Annotated in this window: 17 protein-coding genes; 13 read left to right on the forward strand and 4 right to left on the reverse strand. The window is 74.4% G+C overall.

Features of this window, described 5'->3' with window-relative positions:
• The first annotated feature begins 106 nt into the window (after positions 1-106).
• From ACIGNX_RS02300 to ACIGNX_RS02340, 9 genes are all read left to right on the forward strand, one after another.
• Positions 107-1,264, forward strand: coding sequence for an inositol-3-phosphate synthase (locus ACIGNX_RS02300; RefSeq protein WP_396535408.1), 1,158 nt, complete (start codon positions 107-109; stop codon positions 1,262-1,264).
• Positions 1,261-2,112 (forward strand): SCO3242 family prenyltransferase, encoded by an 852-nt coding sequence (locus ACIGNX_RS02305; protein ID WP_396535410.1) that lies wholly within the window; start codon positions 1,261-1,263, stop codon positions 2,110-2,112. Before ACIGNX_RS02300 ends, ACIGNX_RS02305 begins: the two co-directional genes overlap by 4 nt.
• Positions 2,109-3,521, forward strand: coding sequence for an EboA domain-containing protein (locus tag ACIGNX_RS02310; RefSeq protein WP_396535412.1), 1,413 nt, complete (start codon positions 2,109-2,111; stop codon positions 3,519-3,521). The genes ACIGNX_RS02305 and ACIGNX_RS02310 overlap by 4 nt, the downstream gene beginning before the upstream one ends.
• Complete coding sequence (locus ACIGNX_RS02315; RefSeq protein ID WP_396535414.1) at positions 3,521-4,381, forward strand: TatD family hydrolase; 861 nt, start codon at positions 3,521-3,523, stop codon at positions 4,379-4,381. The genes ACIGNX_RS02310 and ACIGNX_RS02315 overlap by 1 nt, the downstream gene beginning before the upstream one ends.
• Entirely contained in the window at positions 4,378-5,490 is a 1,113-nt protein-coding gene (gene eboE, locus ACIGNX_RS02320; protein WP_396535416.1) for a metabolite traffic protein EboE, read from the forward strand. The genes ACIGNX_RS02315 and eboE overlap by 4 nt, the downstream gene beginning before the upstream one ends.
• Entirely contained in the window at positions 5,487-6,896 is a 1,410-nt protein-coding gene (locus ACIGNX_RS02325) for an alkaline phosphatase family protein (protein ID WP_396535418.1), read from the forward strand. The genes eboE and ACIGNX_RS02325 overlap by 4 nt, the downstream gene beginning before the upstream one ends.
• Positions 6,897-7,173: 277 nt before the next feature.
• Positions 7,174-9,558 carry a ricin-type beta-trefoil lectin domain protein gene (locus ACIGNX_RS02330; protein WP_396535420.1) on the forward strand — a complete coding sequence of 795 codons (2,385 nt, stop codon included), beginning with the start codon at positions 7,174-7,176 and terminating at the stop codon, positions 9,556-9,558.
• Positions 9,559-9,653: 95 nt separating this feature from the next.
• Entirely contained in the window at positions 9,654-12,476 is a 2,823-nt protein-coding gene (locus ACIGNX_RS02335; RefSeq protein ID WP_396535421.1) for a carbohydrate-binding protein, read from the forward strand.
• 29 nt (positions 12,477-12,505) lie between these two features.
• Positions 12,506-14,200: a ThuA domain-containing protein gene (locus ACIGNX_RS02340; protein ID WP_396535423.1), complete on the forward strand. Its 1,695-nt coding sequence runs from the start codon at positions 12,506-12,508 to the stop codon at positions 14,198-14,200.
• A 138-nt stretch (positions 14,201-14,338) separates the two neighbouring features.
• On the opposite strand, the gene ACIGNX_RS02345 is transcribed toward ACIGNX_RS02340, so the two are convergent.
• The gene (locus ACIGNX_RS02345) at positions 14,339-15,493 is read right to left on the reverse strand and encodes an oxygenase MpaB family protein (RefSeq protein ID WP_396535425.1); all 1,155 of its coding nucleotides are present in this window, start codon (positions 15,491-15,493) and stop codon (positions 14,339-14,341) included.
• Positions 15,494-15,716: 223 nt separating this feature from the next.
• On the opposite strand from ACIGNX_RS02345, the gene ACIGNX_RS02350 reads away from it, so the two are divergent.
• A complete protein-coding gene (locus ACIGNX_RS02350; protein WP_396535427.1) occupies positions 15,717-16,661 on the forward strand; it encodes a Leg1-related protein in 945 nt (314 codons plus the stop codon).
• Between the two features lie 120 nt (positions 16,662-16,781).
• On the opposite strand, the gene ACIGNX_RS02355 is transcribed toward ACIGNX_RS02350, so the two are convergent.
• Positions 16,782-17,474 carry a hypothetical protein gene (locus ACIGNX_RS02355; protein ID WP_396535429.1) on the reverse strand — a complete coding sequence of 231 codons (693 nt, stop codon included), beginning with the start codon at positions 17,472-17,474 and terminating at the stop codon, positions 16,782-16,784.
• Positions 17,475-17,479: 5 nt separating this feature from the next.
• Positions 17,480-18,043, reverse strand: coding sequence for a papain-like cysteine protease family protein (locus ACIGNX_RS02360; RefSeq protein WP_396535431.1), 564 nt, complete (start codon positions 18,041-18,043; stop codon positions 17,480-17,482).
• 186 nt (positions 18,044-18,229) lie between these two features.
• Between ACIGNX_RS02360 and ACIGNX_RS02365 the strand changes: the two genes are divergently transcribed.
• From ACIGNX_RS02365 to ACIGNX_RS02375, 3 genes are all read left to right on the forward strand, one after another.
• Positions 18,230-19,147, forward strand: a complete 918-nt coding sequence (locus tag ACIGNX_RS02365) for a hypothetical protein (protein ID WP_396535433.1) — start codon at positions 18,230-18,232, stop codon at positions 19,145-19,147.
• 179 nt (positions 19,148-19,326) lie between these two features.
• Positions 19,327-21,918 carry a DUF4082 domain-containing protein gene (locus ACIGNX_RS02370; RefSeq protein ID WP_396535435.1) on the forward strand — a complete coding sequence of 864 codons (2,592 nt, stop codon included), beginning with the start codon at positions 19,327-19,329 and terminating at the stop codon, positions 21,916-21,918.
• Positions 21,919-21,997: 79 nt separating this feature from the next.
• On the forward strand, positions 21,998-22,387 hold the full coding sequence (locus tag ACIGNX_RS02375; RefSeq protein ID WP_396535437.1) for an SPW repeat protein: 390 nt from the start codon (positions 21,998-22,000) through the stop codon (positions 22,385-22,387).
• 510 nt (positions 22,388-22,897) lie between these two features.
• Here the strand turns inward: ACIGNX_RS02375 and ACIGNX_RS02380 are convergent.
• Positions 22,898-24,229, reverse strand: coding sequence for an LLM class flavin-dependent oxidoreductase (locus tag ACIGNX_RS02380; protein ID WP_396535439.1), 1,332 nt, complete (start codon positions 24,227-24,229; stop codon positions 22,898-22,900).

The following is a 24,229-nucleotide window of genomic DNA, read 5'->3' on the forward strand; positions in this document are numbered from 1 at the left end:
ACAGCCGCCATTAGGCTCCCTAACGTTCGCCACATAGGTGTGACCCAGCTAACTCGGACCCCGTGACGTGGGAAATGCGGTCCGAACGGGCTAAGGAGGGCGGCCAATGGCGGACGAACCCACCGGGCTGTGGTTGATCGGCGCACGGGGATCGGTCGCGACGACGGCGATCAGCGGGCTGCTGGCGTTGCGCGCGGGCCTCGCGCCCCCGACCGGCTGCGTCACCGAACTGCCGGAGCTGGCCGCCGCCCGGCTGCCGTCCTGGGACGACCTCGTCGTCGGCGGGCACGACGTCGTCCACACCCCGCTGGTCAAGCGCGCCGAGCAGCTCGCGGACAGCGGTGTGCTGCCGCACCGCCTCCTGCCCGCCATCGCAGCGGGGCTGCGCGCGGCCGACGACGAGGTCCGCGACGGCTACCACCCGGTGACGCACCGGGGCGCCCAGGCGGACGCGGCCCGGCGGCTGGCCGAGGACATCACCGGGTTCCGCGAGCGGCACGGCCTGGCCCGGGTGGTCGTGGTCAACGTGTCGTCGACCGAGCCGCCCGTGCCCGCCGTGCCCGAGCACGACGACCTCGACGCGCTGGAACGCGCGTTGGCCGACCCGGCCCGCGCGGTGCTGCCCGCCAGCTCGGTGGCGGCGTACGCGGCGCTGCGCGCGGGCTGCCCGTTCGTCGACTTCACCCCGTCGACCGGCATCGCGCTGCCCGCGCTGGACCGCCTCGCGCACCGCGCGCGGCTGCCCTACGCCGGGCGTGACGGCAAGACGGGGGAGACGTTGCTGCGCACGGTCCTCGCGCCGATGTTCACCGCGCGGGCGCTGCGGGTCCGGTCGTGGTCGGGCACCAACCTGCTGGGCGGCGGCGACGGCGCGACCCTGCGGGACCCGGCGCACGCGGGCAGCAAGCTGGAGTCCAAGGCGCGCGGCCTCGCCGCGCTGCTGGGCGGTGGCGTCACCGCGCCGCTGCACATCGACAACGTCCCCGACCTGGGCGAGCAGAAGACCGCCTGGGACCACGTGTCGTTCGAGGGCTTCCTGGGCGTGCGGATGTCCCTCCAGCTCACCTGGACCGGCCTGGACTCGGCGCTGGCCGCGCCGCTCGTGCTCGACCTGGCCCGGCTCCTCGCCGCCGCGCACGCCGCCGGCCGCGTCGGCGCGCAGGGCGCGCTCGCGTTCTTCTTCAAGGACCCGCTCGGCGACGACGAGCACCGGTTCGCCGAGCAGACCCGGGCGCTGCACCGCTGGGCACGGGACCTGGCGTGAGGGCCTACGCCGAACTCGTCCGGGCGCCGGCCGCGCTGACCGTCCTCGGCGACACGCTCGCCGGCGCGGCGGCGGCCGGCACCCCGTTGCGCGGCAGGCGGTTGCTGCTCCCGCTGGCCTCCGTCGCGCTGTACTGGTCCGGGATGGCGCTGAACGACTGGTCGGACCGCGAGCTGGACGCCGTGGAGCGGCCCGAGCGCCCCATCCCGTCCGGCCGGGTCGGCCCCCGCGCCGCGGTGACCGTCGCGACGGTGCTCAGCGCGACCGGCCTCGGGCTCGCCGCGCTGGCCGGCGGCCGGGACGCGGTCGCCCTGGCCGTGCCGCTCGCCGCGGCGGTGTGGTCCTACGACACCGCGCTCAAGGACACCGCCGCCGGTCCGCCGGCCATGGCGTTGTGCCGCGCGCTCGACGTGCTCATGGGCGCGGGCCGGGACCGCGCGGCCGCGGCGCTGCCGGCGGCGGCCGCGATCGCCGGACACACCCTGGGCGTCACGGTGCTGTCGCGCGGCGAGGTCCGCGGCGGGTCGCGGGGCGTCGCGCGGGCCGTGCTCGGCGGCACGGCGCTGACCGCGCTGACCGCCTCCGCCCGCCCCGCGCCGACCTGGCGGCGACGGCTCGCCGTGCTGGCCGGCGCCGCCGCGTACGCCGGCACGGTGGGCCGCGCGCAGCTCGCCGCCGCGCGGAACCCCGACGCGGCGACGGTCCGCACGGCCACCAGGGCGGGCATCCACGGCATGGTCCCGCTGCAGTGCGCCCTCGTGGCCCGCACCGGACCCCTGACCGCCGCCGCCCTCGCCCTCGCGCTGCCCGCCGCTCGCGCGCTGAGCCGGAAAGTGGGTCCGACATGACGTTCCACCTCGGCTACGGCACCAACGGCTTCGCCAACCACCGGCTCGACGACGCCCTCGCCGTGATCGCCGACCTCGGCTACACCGCGGTGGCGCTCACGCTCGACCACCACCACCTCGACCCGTTCGCCCCGGACGTCTCCGGGCAGGTGAAGCGGGTCGCCGCACGGCTGGACGAACTCGGGCTGCGGACCGTGGTGGAGACCGGGGCGCGGTACCTGCTCGACCCGCGCCGCAAGCACCACCCGACGCTGGTGAGCGAGGACCAGGAGGTGCGCCTCGACTTCCTGCGCCGGGCGCTGGCGATCGCCGCCGACCTCGGCGCCGACTGCGTGTCGTTCTGGTCCGGCGTCGTGCCCGCGGGCACCGGTGACGACGAGGCGTGGCAACGGGTGCGGTCCGGCGTCGCGGCGCTGCTGGACGACGCCGACCGGCACGGCGTGCCCCTCGCCCTGGAGCCCGAGCCGGGCATGCTCGTGGAGCGCCTGGACGACGCCCTGCGGCTGCGGGAGGAGCTCGGGTCGCCCGCAGCGCTCGGCATCACGCTGGACGTGGGGCACTGCGTCGCCGTCGAGCCGACCGACGCCGCCGACTGCGTCCGCCGCGCCGGCGACCTGCTCCGCAACGTGCAGCTGGACGACATGCTGCCCGGCGTGCACGAGCACCTGGAGTTCGGCGAGGGCGAGCTGGACCTCCCGGCCACGCTCGCCGCGCTCGACGGGATCGGCTACACGGGGGTCGCCGCCGTCGAGCTGCCCCGGCACGGCCACGCCGCGCCCGACGTGGCGCGACGGGCCTTCGGCGCGCTCCGCGCGGCGCTGCCCCACCCGTGGACGACGCGGGCCGAGCGGACCGTGCGCGCCGACCCGGCGTCGATCGGCGCGCTGTTCCCGGCGGTCGGCCGCGAGGTGGGGCGGAAGCCCCTGCGACCGGGCTCCGACCCGCTGGGTGTGGTGCACGGGACCGTGGACGACGTGGCCCGCACCCGGCTGCTGGCGGCCTTCGCCTCCGTCAGCGAGCCCGAGGCGCTGGCCGCCGAGCTGACCTCGCTGTACCGCCACGGGGACGACGCCGAACGGCGCGGCGTCCTGCGCGCCCTCGCCGCCGTCGGCGCGCACGTCCCCGCGACCGGTGTGGAGCTGGTCGAGGACGCCCTGCGCAGCAACGACACCAGGCTGGTCGCGGCGGCGCTCGGCCCGTTCGCCGCGGCGCACCTGGGCGGGCACGCGTGGCGGCACGGCGTGCTCAAGTGCCTGTTCCTGGGCATCCCCCTGGCCGCCGTGGCGGGGCTGGACCGGCGCGTGGACGCGGAGCTGCTGCGCATGGTCGCCGCGTACGCCGACGAACGCCGCGCCGCGGGCCGGGACGTGCCCGACGACGCGCTCGAACTGCTGAGGAGCCGGACCTGATGCGCATCTTCGACCCGCACGTCCACATGACCTCGCGGACGACCGACGACTACGAGGCGATGCACGAGGCCGGGGTGCGGGCGGTGGTCGAGCCCGCGTTCTGGCTGGGCCAACCCCGCACGAACGTCGGCTCGTTCACCGACTACTTCGACGCGCTCCTGGGCTGGGAGAGGTTCCGGGCGGCGCAGTTCGGCATCCGCCACCACTGCGCGCTGGCGCTGAACCCGAAGGAGGCCAACGACCCGCGTTGCACCCCCGTGCTCGACGTGCTGCCGCGCTACCTCACCAAGGACGGCGTCGTCGCGGTCGGCGAGATCGGCTACGACTCGATGACCCCGGAGGAGGACGAGGCGCTCGCCCGGCAGCTCGAACTGGCCGTGCGGCACGACCTGCCGGCGCTGGTGCACACCCCGCACCGCGACAAGGCCGCCGGCACCGCCCGCACCCTCGACCTGGTCCGCGAGTCCGGGCTGCCGCCGGAGCGGGTGCTGGTCGACCACCTCAACGAGACCACCGTGCGCGCCGTGGCCGACTCCGGCTGCTGGATGGGTTTCTCCATCTACCCCGACACCAAGATGGACGAGGCCAGGATGGTGGCCCTGCTGCGCGAGCACGGCCCGGAGCGGGTGCTGGTCAACTCGGCCGCCGACTGGGGCCGCTCCGACCCGCTCAAGACGCGCAAGACCGGGGAGGCGATGCTGGCGGCCGGCTTCGACGAGGCGACGGTCGACCGGGTGCTGTGGCGCAACCCCGTCGAGTTCTACGGGCAGAGCGGCCGGCTGATGCTGGACGACGACGTGACCGCCGGGCCGGCGGGGCTGTTCGCCGGGAACTCCGTGCTGCGGGGCGAACGGGCGTGACCCCGATCGCCTACTGCACCAACGTGCACCCGGCCGAGGACCTGCCCGGGATCGTCGCGCAGCTGGACCGCTACGCCGTGCCGGTCCGCGAGGAGCTGGGCGTCGACTCGCTCGCCCTCGGGCTGTGGCTCGCCGAACCGGTCGCCCGCGGCCTCGCCGAGGACGCGGCGGCGCGGCGCGGCCTGGCGGCGGAACTGCGGGCCAGGGGGCTGGAGGTGAGCACGCTCAACGCCTTCCCGTACGGCGGGTTCCACGCCGAGGTGGTCAAGCACGCCGTCTACCTGCCGCGCTGGACCGACCCGCGGCGCACCGCGTACACGATGGCCTGCGCCACCGTGCTGGCCGACCTGCTGCCGGACTCCGCCGGTCACGGCAGCATCTCCACCCTGCCGCTGGGCTGGCGCGAGCCGTGGACCCCGGACGACGACGTGCGCGCGCAGGCGTCGCTCGACACGGTGACCCGGGCGCTGCGCGTGGAGTCGGCCCGGCGCGGCAGGCCGATCCGGCTGGCCGTCGAACCGGAGCCGGGCTGCGTGCTCGACACCGTGGCCGACGCCGTCGCCTGGCTGGCCGACCGCGTCGACCACGACCACGTCGGCCTCTGCCTGGACACCTGCCACCTCGCCGTGTCCTTCGCCGACCCGGTCGAGGCGGTGGAGTCGATCCGCCGGTCCGGGCTGTCGGTGGTCAAGGTGCAGGCGTCGGCGGCGCTGGAGGTCGCCGAACCGGGCTCGGCCGAGGGCAGGCGAGCCCTGGCCGCGTTCGCCGAGCCGCGCTACCTGCACCAGGTCAGGGAGGACGACCCCGCGGGCGTGCTGGCGGCCGACGACCTGCCCGAGGCCCTGGCCGACCTGCCGGCCGCGCACCCGTGGCGCGTGCACTTCCACGTGCCGCTGCACGCGCGACCGGCCGCCCCGCTCACCTCCACGACCGACGTCCTGCTGGCGGCGGTGAACGCGGTGCGCGCCACCGCCGACACCGCGCCGCACGTCGAGGTGGAGACCTACACGTGGACCGTCCTGCCCGGATCGGACGTCGACCTCGCGGACGGCATCGCCGCCGAACTCCGGTGGGCGGCCGACCACCTCGGTGAAGGGAACCCCGCATGAGGCCACTGGTGGTCCTCGACGTCGTCGGCATGACGCCCGCGCTGCTGCCGCACATGCCCAACCTGCGGGCGCTGGGGGAGCGGGGGTGGCGCGCCGAGCTGGGCACCGTGCTGCCCGCCGTCACGTGCAGCGCCCAGTCCACCCTGCTGACCGGGCTCACCCCGGCGGAGCACGGGATCGTGGGCAACGGCTGGTACTTCCGCGACCTCGGCGAGGTGCACCTGTGGCGGCAGCACAACCGGCTCGTGCGGGGGGAGAAGCTGTGGGAGACCGCGCGCCGCCACCACCCCGGCCACACCGCCGCCAACATCTGCTGGTGGTACGCCATGGGCGCGTCCACCGACGTCACCGTCACACCGCGGCCGGTCTACCACGCCGACGGCCGCAAGTCGCCCGACGCCTACGTGCGACCGCCCGCGCTGCACGACGAGCTGGTGGCCGAGCTGGGCGAGTTCCCGCTGTTCCAGTACTGGGGACCCACCGCGGCCCTGAGGTCCAGCGAGTGGATCGTCGGCGCCGCCCGGCGCGTGCTCTCCGCGCGGCGGCCCGACCTGCTGCTGGTCTACGTCCCGCACCTGGACTACGACCTCCAGCGGTTCGGGCCGGACGCGCCGCGGGCCGCACGGGCCGCGGCCGACGTCGACGCCGCCCTCGCGCCCCTGCTGGCCGACGCGGACGCGGCCGGCGCGACCGTGGTGGCGCTGTCCGAGTACGGGATCACGGCCGCGCGCAGGCCCGTCGACGTCAACCGGGCGCTGCGCGCCGCCGGGCTGCTGGAGGTCTACACCCAGGCGGGGATGGAGCTGCTGGACCCGTGGACCTCGCGCGCCTTCGCGGTGGCCGACCACCAGGTCGCGCACGTCTACGTCAACGACCCCGCCGACGTGCCGAGGGCGCGGGCCGTGCTGGCCGAACTGCCCGGCGTGGACGTCGTGCTGGACCGCGAGGCGCAGGCGGGCGTCCACCTCGACCACGAGCGCTCGGGCGAGCTGGTCGCCGTGGCCGAGCCCGACGCGTGGTTCACCTACTACTACTGGACCGACGACGACCGCGCCCCCGACTTCGCGCGAGGCGTGGAGATCCACCGCAAACCCGGCTACGACCCCGCGGAGCTGTTCTTCGACCCCGCGGACCGATTCGTCAAGGCCAGGGCGGGGCTGAACCTGGTCCGCAAGAAGGTCGGCCTGAGGTACGCGATGAACGTCGTGCCGCTGGACCCGTCCTGCGTGCGCGGCACCCACGGCAGGTTGCCCGACCGCGCGGCGGACGGCCCGGTGCTGCTGTGCTCCGACCCGCGCGTGCCGGCCGGGGTCGACCGCACGGGCCGGATCGCCGCGACCGACGTGCGCGACCTGCTGCTGGCGTTGCAGGGGATCGCGGTGCCCGAACGGGAGGTCGCCCGGTGACCTAGCGGCCACCGGGTGGCGGAGGGCCGGCGCGGACGAGTGCCGGCCCTCCGACGTGCTCCCGTTTGGACGTCCACAGTGGACTGACGTTGCCGCCGTTCGTCGTACTTCCGCCTTTCCTGACCGGTCTTTCGTTGACTTCGTACAAAAGTGGTCATACGGTCGGCTCGCCGGTGTGACCTGCACAACACACCGGCTCCGGAGCGCTCGTGCTCCGCCGCACCCCTTGCCGAGTCGAGTCCCTGCTCACCGGCTTAGCTCAAGGGAGAACCCGACCATGTCGACCCCTGCCCGGCGCACCCGGTGGCCGAGGGCCACCGCGCCGCTCACCTCGGCCGCGTTGCTCGCGACCGCCCTGCTGTCCGCCACCCCCACCGCGCGAGCCGCGCCCCCGCCCCAGGAACCGGGCGTCACGCTCCGCGTCTACGACGTGCAGACCAGCCTCACCGCGCTGTGCACGCTCAAGGCCGCCCAGACGCCCAACGTCGACAAGCTGATGCCGACGATCAACTGGACCGCCGACGGCGACTTCGGCATCGCCGACCGCTTCGTGTCCGAGGTGACGGGCAACGTCAACGTCACCGCCGCGGGCTCCTACGCGTTCCGCCTCACCAGCGACGACGGCTCCCGCCTGCGCATCGACAACGCGGTGGTCGTCGCCAACGACGGCCTGCACGGGCCGGTGGCCAAGGAGGGCACGGTCCAGCTCGCCCAGGGCTACCACGCCCTGCGCATCGACCACTTCGACGACGGCGGCGGCCAGCAGCTCACGCTGGAGTGGAAGCCGCCGGGCGCGGCCGGCTTCACCGTCGTGCCCACCTCCGCGCTGAGCACGGACGCCGGCGTGGTGCGGGTGACCGCGCCCGGTCGCAAGGAGTGCGAGGGCGGCGCGGACTCGCCCGGCGACGGCCTGCCGCTGACCGGCGTGCACCCGGGCTACACGCTGACCAACCTGCGCCCGAGCGGGTTCGAGCCGCAGGTGACGGGCATGGACTGGCTGCCGGACGGCCGGCTCGCGATCACCACGTGGGGCGGCAGCGACACCAAGGTCGGCGAGGTCCACCTGCTCAGCGGCGTCACCGGCAACACCGACCCGACGAAGGTGCGCACCCAGCGCGTCGCCTCGGGGTTGCAGGAGCCGATGGGCGTCAAGTACGTCGACGGCAAGCTCTACGTGTCGGAGAAGCCGGGGCTGACCGAGCTGAACGACACCAACGGCGACGGGGTGACCGACAACTACCGCCGCGTGGCCACCTGGCCGTTCGGCGGCAACTTCCACGAGTTCGCGTTCGGGATGCTGTACCGCGACGGCGCGTTCTACCTGAACCTGTCGGTGGCGATCAACCTCGGCGGCGCGACGACCGACCCGCAACCCGCAGCCAACCGCGGCACCACGATCAAGGTGGACAAGGCCACCGGCGCGGTGTCCTACGTCGCCGGCGGGCTGCGCACGCCGCACGGCATCGGCTGGGGACCGGAGGGCGGCATCTTCGTCACCGACAACCAGGGCGGCTGGCTGCCGGCGTCGAAGCTGGTGCACGTCAAGCAGGACCGGTTCTTCAACCACTACACCAACCCCGCCGGGCCGTTCGACACCCGCGCGGTCACCGCGCCCGTGCTGTGGCTGCCGCAGAACGAGATCGCCAACTCGCCCAGCAACCCCGTCCAGCTCACCACCGGCCCGTTCGCCGGGCAGCTCGTGTTCGGCGACGTCACGTACGGCGGCCTGCAACGGGCGTTCCTGGAGAAGGTCAACGGCGAGTACCAAGGCGCGGTGTTCCGGCACACCCAGGGCCTCGAAGCGGGCGTGAGCCGGATCAGCCTCGGCCCGGACGGCGCGATCTACACCGGCGGCATCGGCGCGGGCGGCAACTGGGGCCAGGCCGGCAAGCTGTCCCACGGCCTGCAGAAGCTCACCCCCAACGGCGGCACCGCGTTCGACATCCTCGCCATGCGCACCGTGGACGGCGGGTTCGAGCTGGAGTACACCCAGCCGCTGTCCGTCCAGACCGCCCAGGACCTCGCCGCCAAGTACCGGGCGACGCAGTGGCGCTACCACCCGACCTCGGCCTACGGCGGTCCGAAGATCGACGAGAAGGCGCTGCCGGTGACCTCCGCGACGCTCTCGGCGGACCGGAAGAAGGTCGTGGTCAAGCTGTCGGGCCTGCAGTCGAACCGGGTCGTGCACCTGCGCTCGCCCAGGCCGTTCACCTCCGAGTCCGGGCAGTCGCTGTGGAGCACGGAGGCCTGGTACACCCTCAACGCCGGGGTGAACCTGCCGCGCACGGGCGAGATCCGGGGCATCGCCTCGAAGTGCGTCGACGTGGACAACGCGGGCACCGCCGACGGGACGAAGATCCAGCTCTGGACGTGCAACGGCACGAACGCGCAGCAGTGGACCCTGCCCGGCGACGGCACGGTCCGCGCGTACGGCAAGTGCCTGGACGTGCAGGGCGGCAACACGCCCAACGGCACCGTGACGCAGCTGTGGACGTGCAACGGCACGGCCGCGCAGCAGTGGGCGCCGCAGACCGACGGCACGCTGCGCAACCCGCTGTCCGGCCGCTGCCTCGACGCGGCCAACGCGAGTACCGCCGACGGCACCGTGCTGCACATCTGGGACTGCCTCGGCCTGGGCAACCAGAAGTGGGTCCTGCCCTGAGGCGACACCTCCCGCGGGGGTTCGCCGGCCGCCCTGCCGCCGGCGAACCCCACCCCCGCCACCCGGTCGGACAACGACGTCTGGAAGGACCCGTCATGACCCGAACCCTGCGCGCCCCGACGCGCCTGGCCGCCGCCGCGGTGCTCCTGGCGGCCACCGCGACCGCCACCCCGGCCGCCACCGCGCCACCTGCCTCGGCCCAGGCGGGGCCGCCGCGGGCCGCCGCCACGTTCCAGCAGGTGACCCTCGCCAAGGGCGCGGCGGAGATGGGCGAGCCCATGTCCATGACCGTGCTGCCCGACCGGTCGGTCCTGCACACCTCCCGGGACGGCACGGTCCGGCACACCGACGCCGCGGGCAACACCAAGGTCGCCGGCAAGCTGGCCGTGTACGCGCACGACGAGGAAGGGCTGCAGGGCATCGCGGCCGACCCGAACTTCGCCGCCAACCGCCACGTCTTCCTCTACTACGCGCCGCCGCTGTCCACACCGGCCGGCGACGCGCCCTCCGACGGCACGGACTTCACGGCGTGGAACGGGGTCAACCGCCTCTCCCGGTTCACCCTCAACGCCGACGGCACGCTCAACCAGGCCAGCGAGAAGGCGGTCCTGGACGTGCCGACCAGCCGCGGCACGTGCTGCCACGTCGGCGGGGACATCGACTTCGACGCGGCGGGCAACCTCTACCTGAGCACCGGTGACGACAGCAACCCGTTCGCCTCCGACGGGTTCAGCCCGCTCGACGAGCGCGCCAACCGCAACCCCGCGTTCGACGCGCAGCGCACCAGCGCCAACAGCAACGACCTGCGCGGCAAGCTGCTGCGAATCAAGGTCAACGCCGACGGCGGCTACTCGGTCCCGGCGGGCAACATGTTCGCGCCCGGCACGGCGGGCACCCGGCCCGAGATCTACGCCATGGGCTTCCGCAACCCGTTCCGGTTCACCGTGGACAAGGCGACGGGCGTGGTCTACCTCGGCGACTACGGTCCCGACGCGGGCGCCGCCAACGCCACCCGCGGCCCCGCCGGGCAGGTGGAGTTCAACCGCGTCACCGGACCGGGCTTCTACGGCTGGCCCTACTGCACGGGCTCCAACACCACCGCGGAGACCTACAACGACCACGACTTCGCCACCGGCGTGTCCGGCGCCAAGTACGACTGCGCCGGCGGTCCGGTGAACGACTCGCCGCGCAACACCGGCCGGCGCGCGCTGCCCGCGGCGAAGCCCGCGTGGATCAAGTACGACAACTGCTCCCTGGCCGCGTTCGGCTGCGGCAGCGAGTCGCCCATGGGCGGCCCGGTCTACCGCTACGACCCGAACCTCGACTCCGCGGTCAAGTTCCCCCAGTCCTACGACGGGCACTTCTTCGCCACCGAGTTCGGACGCCGGTGGATCAAGGACGTCGCGGTCAACGGCGACGGCACCCCCGGCGCGATCACCGACTTCCCCTGGACCGGCACCCAGGTGATGGACTCGGCGTTCGGCCCGGACGGCGCGCTGTACGTGCTGGACTACGGCACCGGCTGGTTCGCGGGCGACGCCAACTCGGCGCTGTACCGGATCGAGCACGCGCCCAACGGCTACGCGCCGATCGCCAAGGCCTCGGCCGACAAGTCCTCCGGGCAGGCGCCGCTGACCGTCACCTTCTCCTCCGCCGGCTCGTCGGACCCCGACGGCGACCCGATCACGTTCGCGTGGCGGTTCGGCGACGGCACGACCTCCACCGCGGCCAACCCGCAGCACACCTACACCGCCAACGGCGGCTACACCGCCACGCTCACCGTCACCGACAGCACCGGGCGGACCGGTACGGCGAGCGTGCCGATCACCGTCGGCAACACCGCGCCGACCGTCACGCTGCACCTGCCGCAGAACGGGCAGCTGTTCGACTTCGGCGGCGCGGTGCCGTTCCGGATCACCGCCACCGACCCGGAGGACGGCGCGGTCGACTGCTCGCGGGTGAAGATCAGCTACATCCTCGGGCACGACTCGCACGGCCACAAGCTGACCGAGGCGACCGGGTGCTCGGGCACCGTCCAGACGCCGCAGGACGGCGAGCACGACCCCAACGCCAACATCTACGGCGTCTGGGACGCCGAGTACACCGACAACGGCGGCGCGACCACGCACACCCAGAACGTGACGCAGCCGAAGACGCGGCAGGCCGAGCACCACAACACCTCCAGCGGCACGCGCGTCGTGGACCACGCCCCGGCGCACGGCGGCAAGACCGTCGGCGACATCGACAACGGCGACTGGATCGCGTTCCAGCCCTACGTGCTGTCCGACGCCACGTCGCTGTCCGCGCGGGTCTCGTCGGCCGGCGCGGGCGGCTCCATCGAGGTGCGGGCCGGCTCGGCGACCGGCACCCTGCTGGGCACCGCGACCGTGCCGGTCACGGGCGGCTGGGAGACGTTCACCGACGTCACCGCGCCGCTGGCCAACCGGCCCGCCGGCACCACCACGCTGTACCTGGTGTTCAAGGGCGGCGCCGGCGCGTTGTTCGACGTCGACGAGTTCACCTTCACCACGGGGGCGCGCACCGGCCCGATCACCGGCTACGGCGGCAAGTGCGTGGACGTCAGCGGCGCGAACACCGCCGACGGGACGAAGGTCCAGCTGTGGACGTGCAACGGCACGAGCGCCCAGCAGTGGACGTCGGCCGCCGACGCCTCGCTGCGCGCGCTGGGCAAGTGCCTGGACGCGAAGTCCGGCGGCACGGCCAACGGCACGGTGACCCAGCTCTGGACGTGCAACGGCAGCGGCGCCCAGCAGTGGGTGGCGCAGTCGGACGGCTCGCTGCGCAACCCGCAGTCCGGCCGCTGCCTCGACGCGGCGGGCGTCAGCTCCGCCGACGGCACGGTGCTGCACCTGTGGGACTGCACCGGCGCCGCCAACCAGAAGTGGCTCCTGCCCTGACCGCCACCCACCCCGACAAGGAGCAACCGATGTCCCGACTGCGAACCGCGTTGTCGGCGCTCGCCGCGGCGGCGCTGGTCGTCGCCGCGGCCCAGGTCCCCGCGTCCGCCGCCGATCCCGCCTACAAGGTGCTGGTGTTCTCCAAGACCGCCGGCTTCCGGCACTCCTCGATCCCCAACGGCGTCCAGGCGGTCCGCGACCTCGGCGCGGCCAACAACTTCACCGTCGACGCCACCGAGGACGCCGCCGCGTTCACCGGCGCGAACCTCGCCCAGTACCGGGCGGTGGTGTTCCTCTCGACCACCGGTGACGTCCTCAACGACACCCAGCAGGCCGCCTTCGAGTCCTACGTCCGCGCGGGCGGCGGCTACGTGGGCGTGCACGCCGCGTCCGACACCGAGTACCAGTGGCCGTTCTACGGCGGCCTCGTCGGCGGGTACTTCCACTCGCACCCGGCCGTGCAGCAGGCCGCCGTCCGGGTGGAGGACCGCGCCCACGCCTCGACCGCGCACCTCGGCGCGGACTGGGTGCGCACCGACGAGTGGTACAACTTCCAGGCCAACCCGAGGTCGACCGTGCACGTGCTGGCGCGGTTGGACGAGGGGACGTACTCCGGCGGCACCATGGGCGACCACCCGATCGCCTGGTGCCAGACCTACCAGGGCGGCCGGTCCTGGTACACCGGGGGCGGGCACACCGAGCAGACCTTCGCCGAGCCCGGGTTCCGCGCCCACCTGCTCGGCGGCATCCGCTACGCGGCGGGCACGACCGACGCCGACTGCCGGGCCGAGACGGGCTACACCCCGCTGTTCAACGGCTCCGGCACCACCGGCTGGAGCCAGGCGGGCCCCGGTGGCTTCGCCCTGGCCGACGGCACGCTCACCTCGCAGGGCGGCATGGGCCTGTTCTGGTACTCGGCCAAGGAGTTCCGGTCGTACTCGCTCAAGCTCGACTGGCGGCTCGCCGGCGACGACAACTCGGGCGTGTTCATCGGCTTCCCGCCCAGCGGTGACCCGTGGTCGGCGGTGGACAACGGCTACGAGATCCAGATCGACCCCACCGACTCGGTCGACAAGACCACCGGTGCCGTCTACGGCTTCAAGTCCGCCGACATCGCCGCCCGGGACGCGGCGCTCAACCCGCCCGGCGAGTGGAACACCTACGAGCTGCTGGTCGAGGGGGAGCGGTTGCAGCTGTTCCTCAACGGCGTGAAGATCAACGACTTCACCAACACCGACCCGGCGCGGTCGCTGGTGTCCGGGCACATCGGGTTGCAGAACCACGGCGACGGCGACGACGCGTCGTTCCGCAACATCCGGATCAAGGAGCTGGGCTCCGGCGCCCGCACCGGGCGGATCACCGGTTACGGCGGCAAGTGCGTGGACGTCGACAACGCCAACACCGCCGACGGGACCAAGGTCCAGCTCTGGACCTGCAACGGCACGAGCGCCCAGCAGTGGACCCTGCCGGGCGACGGCACGATCCGCGCGCTGGGCAAGTGCCTGGACGCGCGGTCGGGCGGCACGGCCAACGGCACGGTGACCCAGCTGTGGACCTGCAACGGCACCGGGGCCCAGCAGTGGGCGGCGCAGCCCGGTGGCGCGCTGCGCAACCCGCAGTCGGGCCGCTGCCTGGACGCGGCGGGCGTCAGCAGCGCCGACGGCACGGTGCTGCACCTGTGGGACTGCAACGGCGCGGCCAACCAGAAGTGGACGCTGCCCTGATCGTCCCGGCGCGGTGACACCCGGGCGAGCGGTGCCCCCGGTCCCACCGGGGGCACCGCTCACCGGGTTCCCGGCGGCGACCGCCGGCCGGTGCGCGCCCCCGCCCCCCGGGAGGGCGTCGCCGGCCGGGTGGCGCGGTCAGGTCGCCGGCGTCGGGTCGGCCTCGGCGGGCACGGGCGACCGGCCCTCGGCCTCCCACCGCTCGCGCAGGTCGGCCGGGATGGTCAGGGTGGTGGACTGGCCGTTGGTGAGGCTGCGGACGCTCCCGCCGAGCAGGATCGCGCCGGCCCGGTCGAGGATGGTGGTGGCCAGGGCGCTGTTGTCCTCCGAGCGCTCCAGCGCCCGCACCACGCGGGTGCCCGCGCGGACCACCCGCGCCCACCCCTTCGAGTTCGGGACCTCCATCCAGTCCGCCACCTCGGGGTTGACCACCTGGCGGATCATGGCGGCGACGATGCCGTCGAACAGCTTGCCCGGGAACAGCTTCTCGTACAGGTCGAGCAGGTGCCGGGTGAGCACCACGCCCTCCGGCGAGGGTCCGTAGGCGGCCTCGACCAGGGCGGCGCTCAGCTCGCGCGCCTCCTCGACGGACTCCGGCATGGCCTCGACGGGGATGCCGAGCATGGCACCGGCGGCGCGCCAGACGTAGTAGTAGTCCTGCGCCTCCTCCTCGGTGACGGAGATGCCGATGCGGCGCATCCCCTCGACCACCTGCACGGAGAAGATCAGCATCGCGCCGACCATGTCCTGCTGGCACACCGGCACGCCGTCGGCGGCGACGTCCCAGCGACCCGAGGACGTGAGGAAGTGGCGCACGGCGGCGTGGATGAGCCGGGTCTTCTGGATGGTGGGCACGAACGACCCGCCGGAGCCGAAGGCGTCGCGCCCCATCATGTTCATGACGAACTGGGACGTCTCCGACAGCCGCCGGTGCGGCTGGTTCAGGCCGTGGGTCAGGGTGAGCGCCCGGGACGCGCGGGCGTGGGCGTAGCAGTTGACCATCGCGCCGAAGGTGAGCACGGAGGCGACGTGCACGCCGTCGTCCACGAAGAAGTCGTAGGCCCGGGCCACCCGGTCGGGGTCCACCCAGGCCGGCGGGTCGTCGGTGGCGACGAGGAACTCCCGCACCGAGTCGGGCAGCTGCTCGGGGATGGGCTGGTCGTTGGCGCGGAAGTGCTCCAGCACCTCGTTGACGACGCCGACCCGACCCGTGGCGACCAGGTCGGCGACGACCGCGTCGGCGGGCGGGTCGCCCAGGAACTTCAGGGCCTCGATGGCGGCTGCGTCGATCAACGGGACCACCCCTTCGCTCGTGGTGACCCCCAGCTCACACTTCGTGGCTACGACACACCAGGACACGATGCGGTGATGAGCCGGGACGGAGTGTTACTCACGGTGGGTGAACCGCAGAATGCGGACCACGGTCGTGCAGTAATGCTGCGCTGATGGGTGACGGTGTGGCGGTGCGGTCAGCTCCTGGTGGACGGCGGTCGGGCCGGTGCGGTAGATCCGGGTGGTGGCCCACCACCCCGACGAGCTGTCCGCGCTGGACCTGCACGCGGTCTGGACGACCGCGCCGGACCTCGCGGGAGCGTTCGACCCGTTCCGCTTCGAGCACCGGATGGCCGCCTACCGGGCGATGATCGACAACACGAACCCCCGGGGCCGGTTCGGCGCGGACAACCGGCACAACCCGCTGTGGGGCCTGGCGTTCCAGCACCAGTGGCAGTTCCGCACGGGCCGGCTGGGCGTCGACACCCGCCGGGACGGGCGGATCGACCCGGACGCGCCGTGGGGCTACGGCAACTACGCGCTCAACGTCATCCCGTGGCTGGCGGCGGCCGAGGTCGGGGTGGTGCCGGCCGTGCCGATCGCGGACCCGCCGACCCCCTCCCGCTTCCGGTACGCGGTGGGCGGCGTCCCGCCGACCGGCCTGGCCGCCGCGGTGGCGGACTGGCGCGCGTACTTCGCGCTGGTGGGAGCGGACGGGCCGGCCGACCCCGAGCCGGCGCGCGTCGCGCTGTGGAAGGCGCACAAGTCGTGCCTGGACGTGGTGGCCGCCGCGCTGGCCGACGTCGAGGCCGGGCCGTGGCCGGAGCTGGAGGTGACGTTCCTGCGCGGCTGGTGCCGGATGGTCGACTACCTGTGGGCGGCGGCGTGGCCGACGGACTTCGGCTCGATGGTCGCGCACGGCCTCGACGTGCTGCCGGAGTCGCTGCTGGTCACGCCGGGGGACGTCGAGGCGCTGCCCGCCACCGCCCGGCGCAACGTCGTCAACGTGCTCCGGCTGGCGACGACCCCGCGGTGGCGCTACCGGGTCGACCTGGCGCTGTGGCAGCGGGTCATGCGGACCCGCCGGGCCCGCGACCGCGTCCTGCCGCTGCTGGACGCGGTGTTCGAACGGCGGCCGGACAACGCCGCGGAGCGCCGGGAACTGCTCGGCTACCTGCTCCGGCCCTGATCGAAGGTCCCCCGAGGTGCTCGGCGATCACCGCCGGGGACCCGCGTGCCCGTCGCCCGCGGGCTGCGGGGACGCCTGTCAGGTGGGCGTCCCCGCGGCCCGCTCCCGGGCGGGTGCCCCTCAGGTGCGGCGGAGCGCCGCCGCGCCGCCCACCAGCGCCGCCGCGCCGAGCAGGAACCCGAGCACCACCACCGGACCGCCGCCGCGCGGCGCGGGCGCCGTCACGTCCCCGTAGCCGCCCGCCGTGCCGGCCCGGTCGTACGCCGAACCCGGCAGCTTGTCCCCGTACCGCCGCTGGACCTGCCGCTGGTAGTCCGCCACCGACATCGCCGGACCACCCGCCAGCGGCCGGACGCTGCCGCCCACCACGGCGTACCACGAGCCCGTCTGCGGTTCGCGCAGCAGCACGCCGCCCGCCGGCACCCGGCGCGCCTGCCGGGCCTCGACGTCACCGGTCGCGATGTTGGCCACCGACCAGCCCCGGCCGTCGCGCACCGCCCACACCGAGGCCGTCGAGCCGTCCGCGCCCCGGGCCGGCACGGCGACGTAGCCGAGCTCGCCCACGGTCCCGGACGTGCCCGCGACGAACTCCGGCGACAGCTCGTACACGGCGACCGGATCGCCGCCCACCGACGCCGTCGAGTGCCGCAGGAACGCGCCGACCTGCGCCTCGGCACCGATCGCCGCCTGCCGGGCGGCCGCGAGGTCGGCCGCCGTGACGGTGCCGCCCACGGCGGGGACCTCGGCGCCCGCCGTGCCGCCGAACCCGAGCGCGGCCACCGCCAGCGCCGCGACCAGCACACCCCTGACCATCGCCCTCACCTCTGGATCCCGGTCAGCGTGTGGGTCCACGCGAAGCTGGAGTTGTTGACGTAGTAGCCGTAGGTCGCCCAGTTGTACCGGTAGCTGCTCGGCCACGGGTCGCCCCAGTACACCCAGCTCTTGGAGCTGTCGAAGCCGTAGAGCACGTGCATGTGCCCGCCACCGGACTTCCAGCCGATGCGGGTCTCGATCGGCAGGCCCGCGTTGAGCTGGTTCTGGATCGCCGAGTAGGTCAGGTAGTCGTAGACGTAGGTGCCGGGGCTGCGGTAGCCGAGCCGCGAGAAGCCCTGCCGCACCTCGGCGAGGTTCGCCTGGTCGTTGGGGCAGTCGACGCCGGTGCCCAGGTTCTTGGACAGGGCGCAGAAGGCGTTCTGGGTGACCTGCGAGCCGTGGTGCGCGGCGATCGACGCGCCGGCCGCGGCCCAGCACCAGTTGGACTTCTGCTGCGCCTGCATCGTGAAGTCGAGCGGCGCGGCGAGCGCCGGGGTCTGGCCGGCCAGCCAGGCGAACAGGACCACGAGCGTGGCCGCGATCGCCGGGCGGGCTGCGGGGGTGGTCAAGGGAACCTCCAGCAGGGAGAGGTCGGTCGGTGCAGTCCGCACAACGTGGGGCCGGCGGGTGGCCGCCGACAAGGCGGTGGCGGGCCCACCCGGAGCGTTCCCCGCCTTCACCGCGCGGCCGGCCGGCACTACCGTGAACATTCACCGCTGTTCACCCATTCGCGTTCACACGACCGGAGGGCGCCGGTGACCCCCGACGAGCTGGCGGACGCGTTGCGCCGAGGGCCGTTCCACCTGGCGCTGCGCGCGGCGATCGAGCACCGCGGCCTGTCGCTGGCCCGGCTGCGCCGGCACCTGGCCCGGCTGGGCGTGCCCGTGGCCGAGTCCACCCTGAGCTACTGGCAACGCGGGCTGCGCCACCCGGACGCGCGGCACGGCCTCGGGGCGGTCCGGGCGTTGGAGGCGGTGCTGGGCCTGCCGCCGGACGCGCTGGTGGTGCTGGTCGGACCCCGCCGCGGCGGTCCCCGGGGCAGGCGGCACGCGGCCTCGTTCGCCGAGCTGGTCGCCAGGGGGCCGGTGACGCGGGACCTCTACGCCGAGGTCGGCGTCGACCCGGACCGGGCGAACGCCGACGTCGAGCTGCTGTTCGTGCACGAGCGCGTCACCATCGACGAGCACCGGGCGGAGGCACGGGCCCGCACCCGGATCGTCGGCTCGGCCCAGCGCGCCGGCGTCGACCGGTACCTCGCCGTGTACCAGGGCGAACCGGGGGTGGACGCCGAGGTGACGGCGGTGAGCGCCGTCGAGGGCTGCCGGCTCGGCCGGGTGCGCCGCAAGGAGAGCTGGGTGATGTTCGAGCTGCTCCTGGACCGCAGGCTGGGCGAGGGGGAGACGTTCGTGCTGGCCTACGAGGTCGACCCCGGCTCCACCGCCGAGTGCCCCGGCTACTTCCGCCTCTACCGCCGGTCCGCCGGCCCGCTGCTGGTGCAGCTGGAGCTGTCGCCGGACGCCCTGCCGGCCCGGATCACCCAGGTGGCGCGCAACACCGACGCGCTGCCCCCGACCCGCGAGGACGAGCTGTTCTGCGACCGGCTGTCGCTGGTCAACGCCTACTTCCCGGTGATGACGCCCGGCCTCGCCGGCATCGCGCTCGACTGGACCTGAGCCCGGTCGCCGGAACGGGCGGGGTCCTCCGGCCGTGCCCGCGGCGGGCGGGACCGCGCCACCAGCGGGAGCCGTTGCGCCGCAAAGGTGAGCCGAAGCCCGCCGGTAACGGCTCCGCGCCGCGCCCCGATGGCGGTAGCGACCGGGGTCGCCCAGGCCTCGCGGGAGAGGGCGGTTCGATGTTGTCAGCCGATGGGGCACGAAGCAGGTCCGGCACGGCGGCCAGGGCGTCGGCGGTGATCGTGCTCGCCGCCGCACTGGTGCTCGCGACGGCCTCGTGGCGCGCGCCGTCGGCGACCGCCGCCACCCCCACGGCGTTCACCGACGTGCCGCCGACGGCCGCGGTCGGCGTGCCCTACACCGTCGCCGGCACCGTCACCGACGAGAGCCCGGTCGCCGCCGTGCAGGTGTCCACCGACGACGGCGCGGCCTGGCGGCCGGCCGCGTGGCACGTCGGGCAGACCGCGTGGAGCCACACGTTCACCCCGTCCGGCTCCGGCACCGCCCGATTACGGGTCCGGGCCCTGGACGCAGCCCAGGGCGTCGTCGGCGAGGCGGTCGCGGAGACGCCGGTCGCGCCGCGCACCTGCCCGTGCGGCCTGTGGACCGACACCGACCTGCCGGCGACGGCGAGCGCGGACGACGGCGCCGCGCTCGAACTGGGCGTGAAGTGGCGGGCGACCTCCGACGGCCACGTGCGCGGGGTCCGGTTCTACAAGGGACCGGGCAACACCGGCACGCACACCGGGTCGCTGTGGTCGGCCTCCGGCGCGCTGCTGGCGACCGGCACGTTCCGCGACGAGACCGAGAGCGGCTGGCAGACCCTCACCTTCGCCGACCCGGTCGCGGTCGCGGGCGACACGACCTACGTCACCAGCTACTTCGCCCCGCACGGGCGCTACTCCCACGACCGCGGCTACTTCGCCCGGTCGTCGCGCTCCCTCGAACCGCTGACCGGCCTCCAGACCGGCGTCGACGGGCCGAACGGCGTGTTCCGCACCGGCGCCGGGTTCCCGGACGCGGGCTTCGCCGACAGCAACTACTGGGTCGACGTGGTGTGGGCGCCCGAGCCCGGCGCGGACACCAGGCCGCCCGACCTGGTCGGCACCACCCCGCTCGACGGGGCGGGCGGCGTCGGCCTGTCGGGCCCGGTGACCGCCGCCTTCGACGAACCGCTCGTCCCCGACGCGGTCGAGTTCTCGGTCACCGGCCCGGCCGGCCCGGTCGCCGGGACCACCTCGTTGTCCGGCAACGGCCGCACCGCCCGGTTCCACCCGGACGCGCCGCTGACCCCCGGCACCCCGTTCACCGCCTCGGCCCGCGTCCGCGACCCGGCGGGCAACGGGACCCGTGCGCACACCTGGCGGTTCACCACCGGCTCACCCCGGCCGGAAGCGTGCCCGTGCTCGCTGTGGAGCGACTTCGACGTCCCCCTCGTGCCCGCCTCCGACGACGCGCGGCCGGTCGAGCTGGGCGTCAAGGTGCGGTTCGCGGGCCGCGGGGAGGTGACCGGCGTCCGGTTCTACAAGGGACCGGGCAACACCGGCACGCACACCGGGTCGTTGCGCACGTCCACGGGGACGCTGCTGGCCACCGGCGCGTTCACCGGCGAGACCACGACCGGGTGGCAGACGCTCACCTTCGCCCAGCCGGTGCCCGTGCAGCCGAACACCACCTACGTGGCCTCCTACTTCGCGCCGGAGGGCCACTACGCGGCCACGCAGGGGGGTTTCCGCGAACCGGCCGCGTTCGGCCCGGTCACGGCGCCGGCCGACTCCGTGACCGAGGCCAACGGCGTCTACCGCTACTCCGGCGGGTTCCCCACCTCCGGGCACCTCGCGTCGAACTACTGGGTCGACGTCGTCTACCGCAACGGCCTCGACGGCGACACCACCCGCCCCTCGCTCGACACCCGCGCGCCCGTCCCGGACTCGGTCGACGTGCCGCTGGACCAGGCGCTCACGCTCGGGTTCAGCGAAGCCGTCGACCCGCGGTCGGCGACCGTCACGCTGGCCGACGGCGGCGGCGGGCGGCTGCACGGCACCGTGACCCCCTCGCCCGACCAGCGCACCCTCACGTGGCGGCCGAACGGCACGCTCAAGCCGGCCACCCGCTACTCCGTCGGGGTCGAGGTCGCCGACGTCAACGGCAACACGCTGGGACCGACCGAGCCGTGGGAGATCACCACCCGGGCCGCGACGACCTGCCCGTGCGGCCTGTTCAGCGACGCCACCGTGCCCGGCACGCCGTCCGCCGACGACAGCGGCGCGTACGAGCTGGGCGTTCGGTTCACCGCGGCGCGCGGCGGCCGGGTCGACGCCGTCCGGTTCTACAAGGGCGAGGGGAACACCGGCATCCACACCGGTTCCCTGTGGTCCGCCGGCGGTGAGCGGCTCGCGACCGGCACGTTCACCGGCGAGACGGCGACCGGCTGGCAGACGCTCACCTTCGCGCGGCCGGTGGCGATCGCGGCCGGGGAGACCTACGTCGCCTCCTACACCACGCCCAACGGCCACTACTCCGCCGACCGGCGGTACTTCACCCGCCGCGACCCGGTCGTGTCGACGCCGCTGAGCACCGCGGACGGCGAGCGCTCCGGCGTGTTCCTGCCCGGCGGCGGCTTCCCGGACCGCACCTGGGAGGGCAGCAACTACTGGGTGGACGTCGTCTTCACGCCGGTGGACGACCTCACCTCGACCATCCACATCGGACAGTCGTTCCCGTCCGCCGCGCCACCGACCCGGCGCACCCCCGGCTTCGCGACGCCGTAGGGATCGCAAGGCAAGCGTCAGGTGCGCCGCCCCGCCGCGGTGCCATGATCGGGGGTGGTCGCGGGGGAGGGGGAGCGCTGTGACGTCTCCGGCACGTCGGGGTGCGGGGTGGGACGCGGTGGTGACGTTCGGGGTCGCGGTGAGCTTCCTGGCCGGCCTGTGGCTCCTGATGGCACCGTTCGCGCTGGGCTACCGGGTGGGCGACTTCGACCCCCGGTGGAACGACGTGCTGGCCGGGTTCGCGGTGGCGGTGTGCTCGCTGGTGCACGCCCTCGCCTCGCGGGAGACGCCGTGGCTCGCGCCCGTGCTGGCGGTGGTCGGCCTGTGGCTCGTCCTCGTGTCGTTCACGCGGGCGGGCGAGGTGAGCGTGGCCGTCGTCGGGGTGGTCGTGCTGGTCGCGGGGTCGGCGGCGGTGGTGCGCGCGGTGGTGTGGTGGTGGCGTCCCGATCGGCCCACGATCAAGGGGTGAATCGGTTGGCGCCGCCCGTGGGGCGCGCGAACATCGGCTGCCCCGACGGAGGGACGGGCGTGGGTCGAGGTGACGCGTCCGTCGCCCGCGGCCGACCTGCCCTTCCGCCGGGCCGTGACGCCGGAGTCGCTGCCCCCGCACCCGCCGGTGCGGCAACTGCGCCGCCGCGTTCCGCCCGACGCGGTGGGTGCCCGACTCGGTGGGTGCCTGACGCGGTGTGTGCCCGACTTCCACCCACCCGCGGGCACCCCCGCCGTTCGCCCCGGGCCTCGCGTCCGCCCCGTGTCACCGCCTCTCGTGAGCGGATGGCTCCGGGACGGGACGCCGAGCGCCCGTACCCCCCACCCCGCACCGGACCCGCCGGCCCCGGAACCCGGTCGGCGCAGGCACTCGATCCCGCTCCGGACGCCCGGGTGTTCTTCGGGAACCGCACGCCCCGCGACCGGTCCTCGCCGACGTGGCTCCCGAGCGCCGGAGCACCCGACGAGGGACCGGCCGGGGCGACCGCGGTCAGACCACCGCCGGCGCGGTGTAGCGGCTGACCGGCCGGGGCAGGCCGTAGTGCTCGCGCAGCGTCCGCCCGGCGTACTCGGACCGGAACAGGCCGCGGGCGCGCAGCAGCGGCACCACGTGGTCCACGAAGTCCTCCAGCCCCGACGGCAGGAGCGGGGCCATCACGTTGAAGCCGTCCGCCGCACCCGTGGTGAACCACAGCTCGATGTGGTCGGCGACCTGCTCGGGCGTGCCGGTGACGACCTGGTGCCCGCGCCCGCCGCCGAGGCGGCCCAGCAACCGGCGCAGCGTCAACCTCTCCCGCTCGGCCAGGTCGCGCACCAGCTCGAACCGGCTCTTCGCCCCGTTGACCCGGCTGACCGGGGGGAACGGCGGCAGCGGCGCGTCGAGCGGGTGGTCGGTCAGGTCGACGCCGATCAGCTCGGCGAGCTGCCGCACCGCCCGCTCGGGGATGATCAACGCGTCCAGTTCGTCGGCCAGCGCCCGCGCCTCGACCTCCGTGCCGCCCAGCACCGGCACGATCCCGGGCAGCACCTTGACGGCGCCGGCGTCCCGGCCCTGCGCCGTGACGCGGGCCTTCAGGTCGGCGTAGAACGCGGCCGCGTCGCCGTGGGTCTGGTGCGCGGTGAACACCGCCTCGGCCCACCGCGCCGCGAACGCCCTGCCGTCCTCGCTGGAGCCGGCCTGCACCAGCAGCGGGTGGCCCTGCGGGCTGCGCACCGCGTTCAACGGGCCGCGCACCGAGAAGAACCGGCCCTTGTGGTTGATCTCGTGCACCTTGGCGTCCTCGGCGAACACGCCCGACTCCCGGTCCACCACCAGCGCGTCGTCCTCCCACGAGTCCCACAGCGCCGTCACGACGTCGAGGAACTCGGCGGCGCGCCGGTAGCGCTCGGCGTGCTCGGTGTTGACCTCCCGGTTGAAGTTCTGCGCCGAGCGGTCCCCGGCGGTGGTGACGATGTTCCACCCGGCCCGCCCGCCGCTGATGTGGTCGAGCGAGGAGAACAGCCGCGCCAGGTTGTACGGCTCGGTGAACCCGGTCGAGGCGGTGGCGATCAACCCGATGCGCTCGGTGGCCTGCGCGATCGCGGTCAGCAGCGTGATCGGCTCGAAGCGGATGGCGGCGGTGTGCCGCACGTCGCCCCAGATCTGCACGCCGTCGGCGAGGAACACCGAGTCGAACGTGCCGCGCTCGGCGACCCGCGCCAGGTGCTGGAAGTGCGCCACGTCGTCGGGGGCGCGCGGGTCGGTGCGGGGGTGCCGCCAGGCCGCCTCGTGGTGGCCGACGCCCATGAGGAACGCGTTGAGGTGCAGCTCGCGTGCGGACAA

This window comes from Actinosynnema sp. NPDC053489 (assembly GCF_044544865.1).
Classification (GTDB): Bacteria; Actinomycetota; Actinomycetes; order Mycobacteriales; family Pseudonocardiaceae; genus Actinosynnema.

Bases quoted from the DNA above. Each gene is read 5' to 3' on its own strand.
- ACIGNX_RS02300 (WP_396535408.1), top strand. From the start codon at position 107: ATGGCGGACGAACCCACCGGGCTGTGGTTGATCGGCGCACGGGGATCG.
- ACIGNX_RS02310 (WP_396535412.1), top strand. From the start codon at position 2,109: ATGACGTTCCACCTCGGCTACGGCACCAACGGCTTCGCCAACCACCGG.
- ACIGNX_RS02315 (WP_396535414.1), top strand. From the start codon at position 3,521: ATGCGCATCTTCGACCCGCACGTCCACATGACCTCGCGGACGACCGAC.
- ACIGNX_RS02325 (WP_396535418.1), top strand. From the start codon at position 5,487: ATGAGGCCACTGGTGGTCCTCGACGTCGTCGGCATGACGCCCGCGCTG.
- ACIGNX_RS02330 (WP_396535420.1), top strand. From the start codon at position 7,174: ATGTCGACCCCTGCCCGGCGCACCCGGTGGCCGAGGGCCACCGCGCCG.
- ACIGNX_RS02335 (WP_396535421.1), top strand. From the start codon at position 9,654: ATGACCCGAACCCTGCGCGCCCCGACGCGCCTGGCCGCCGCCGCGGTG.
- ACIGNX_RS02340 (WP_396535423.1), top strand. From the start codon at position 12,506: ATGTCCCGACTGCGAACCGCGTTGTCGGCGCTCGCCGCGGCGGCGCTG.
- ACIGNX_RS02355 (WP_396535429.1), bottom strand. From the start codon at position 17,474: ATGGTCAGGGGTGTGCTGGTCGCGGCGCTGGCGGTGGCCGCGCTCGGG.
- ACIGNX_RS02370 (WP_396535435.1), top strand. From the start codon at position 19,327: ATGTTGTCAGCCGATGGGGCACGAAGCAGGTCCGGCACGGCGGCCAGG.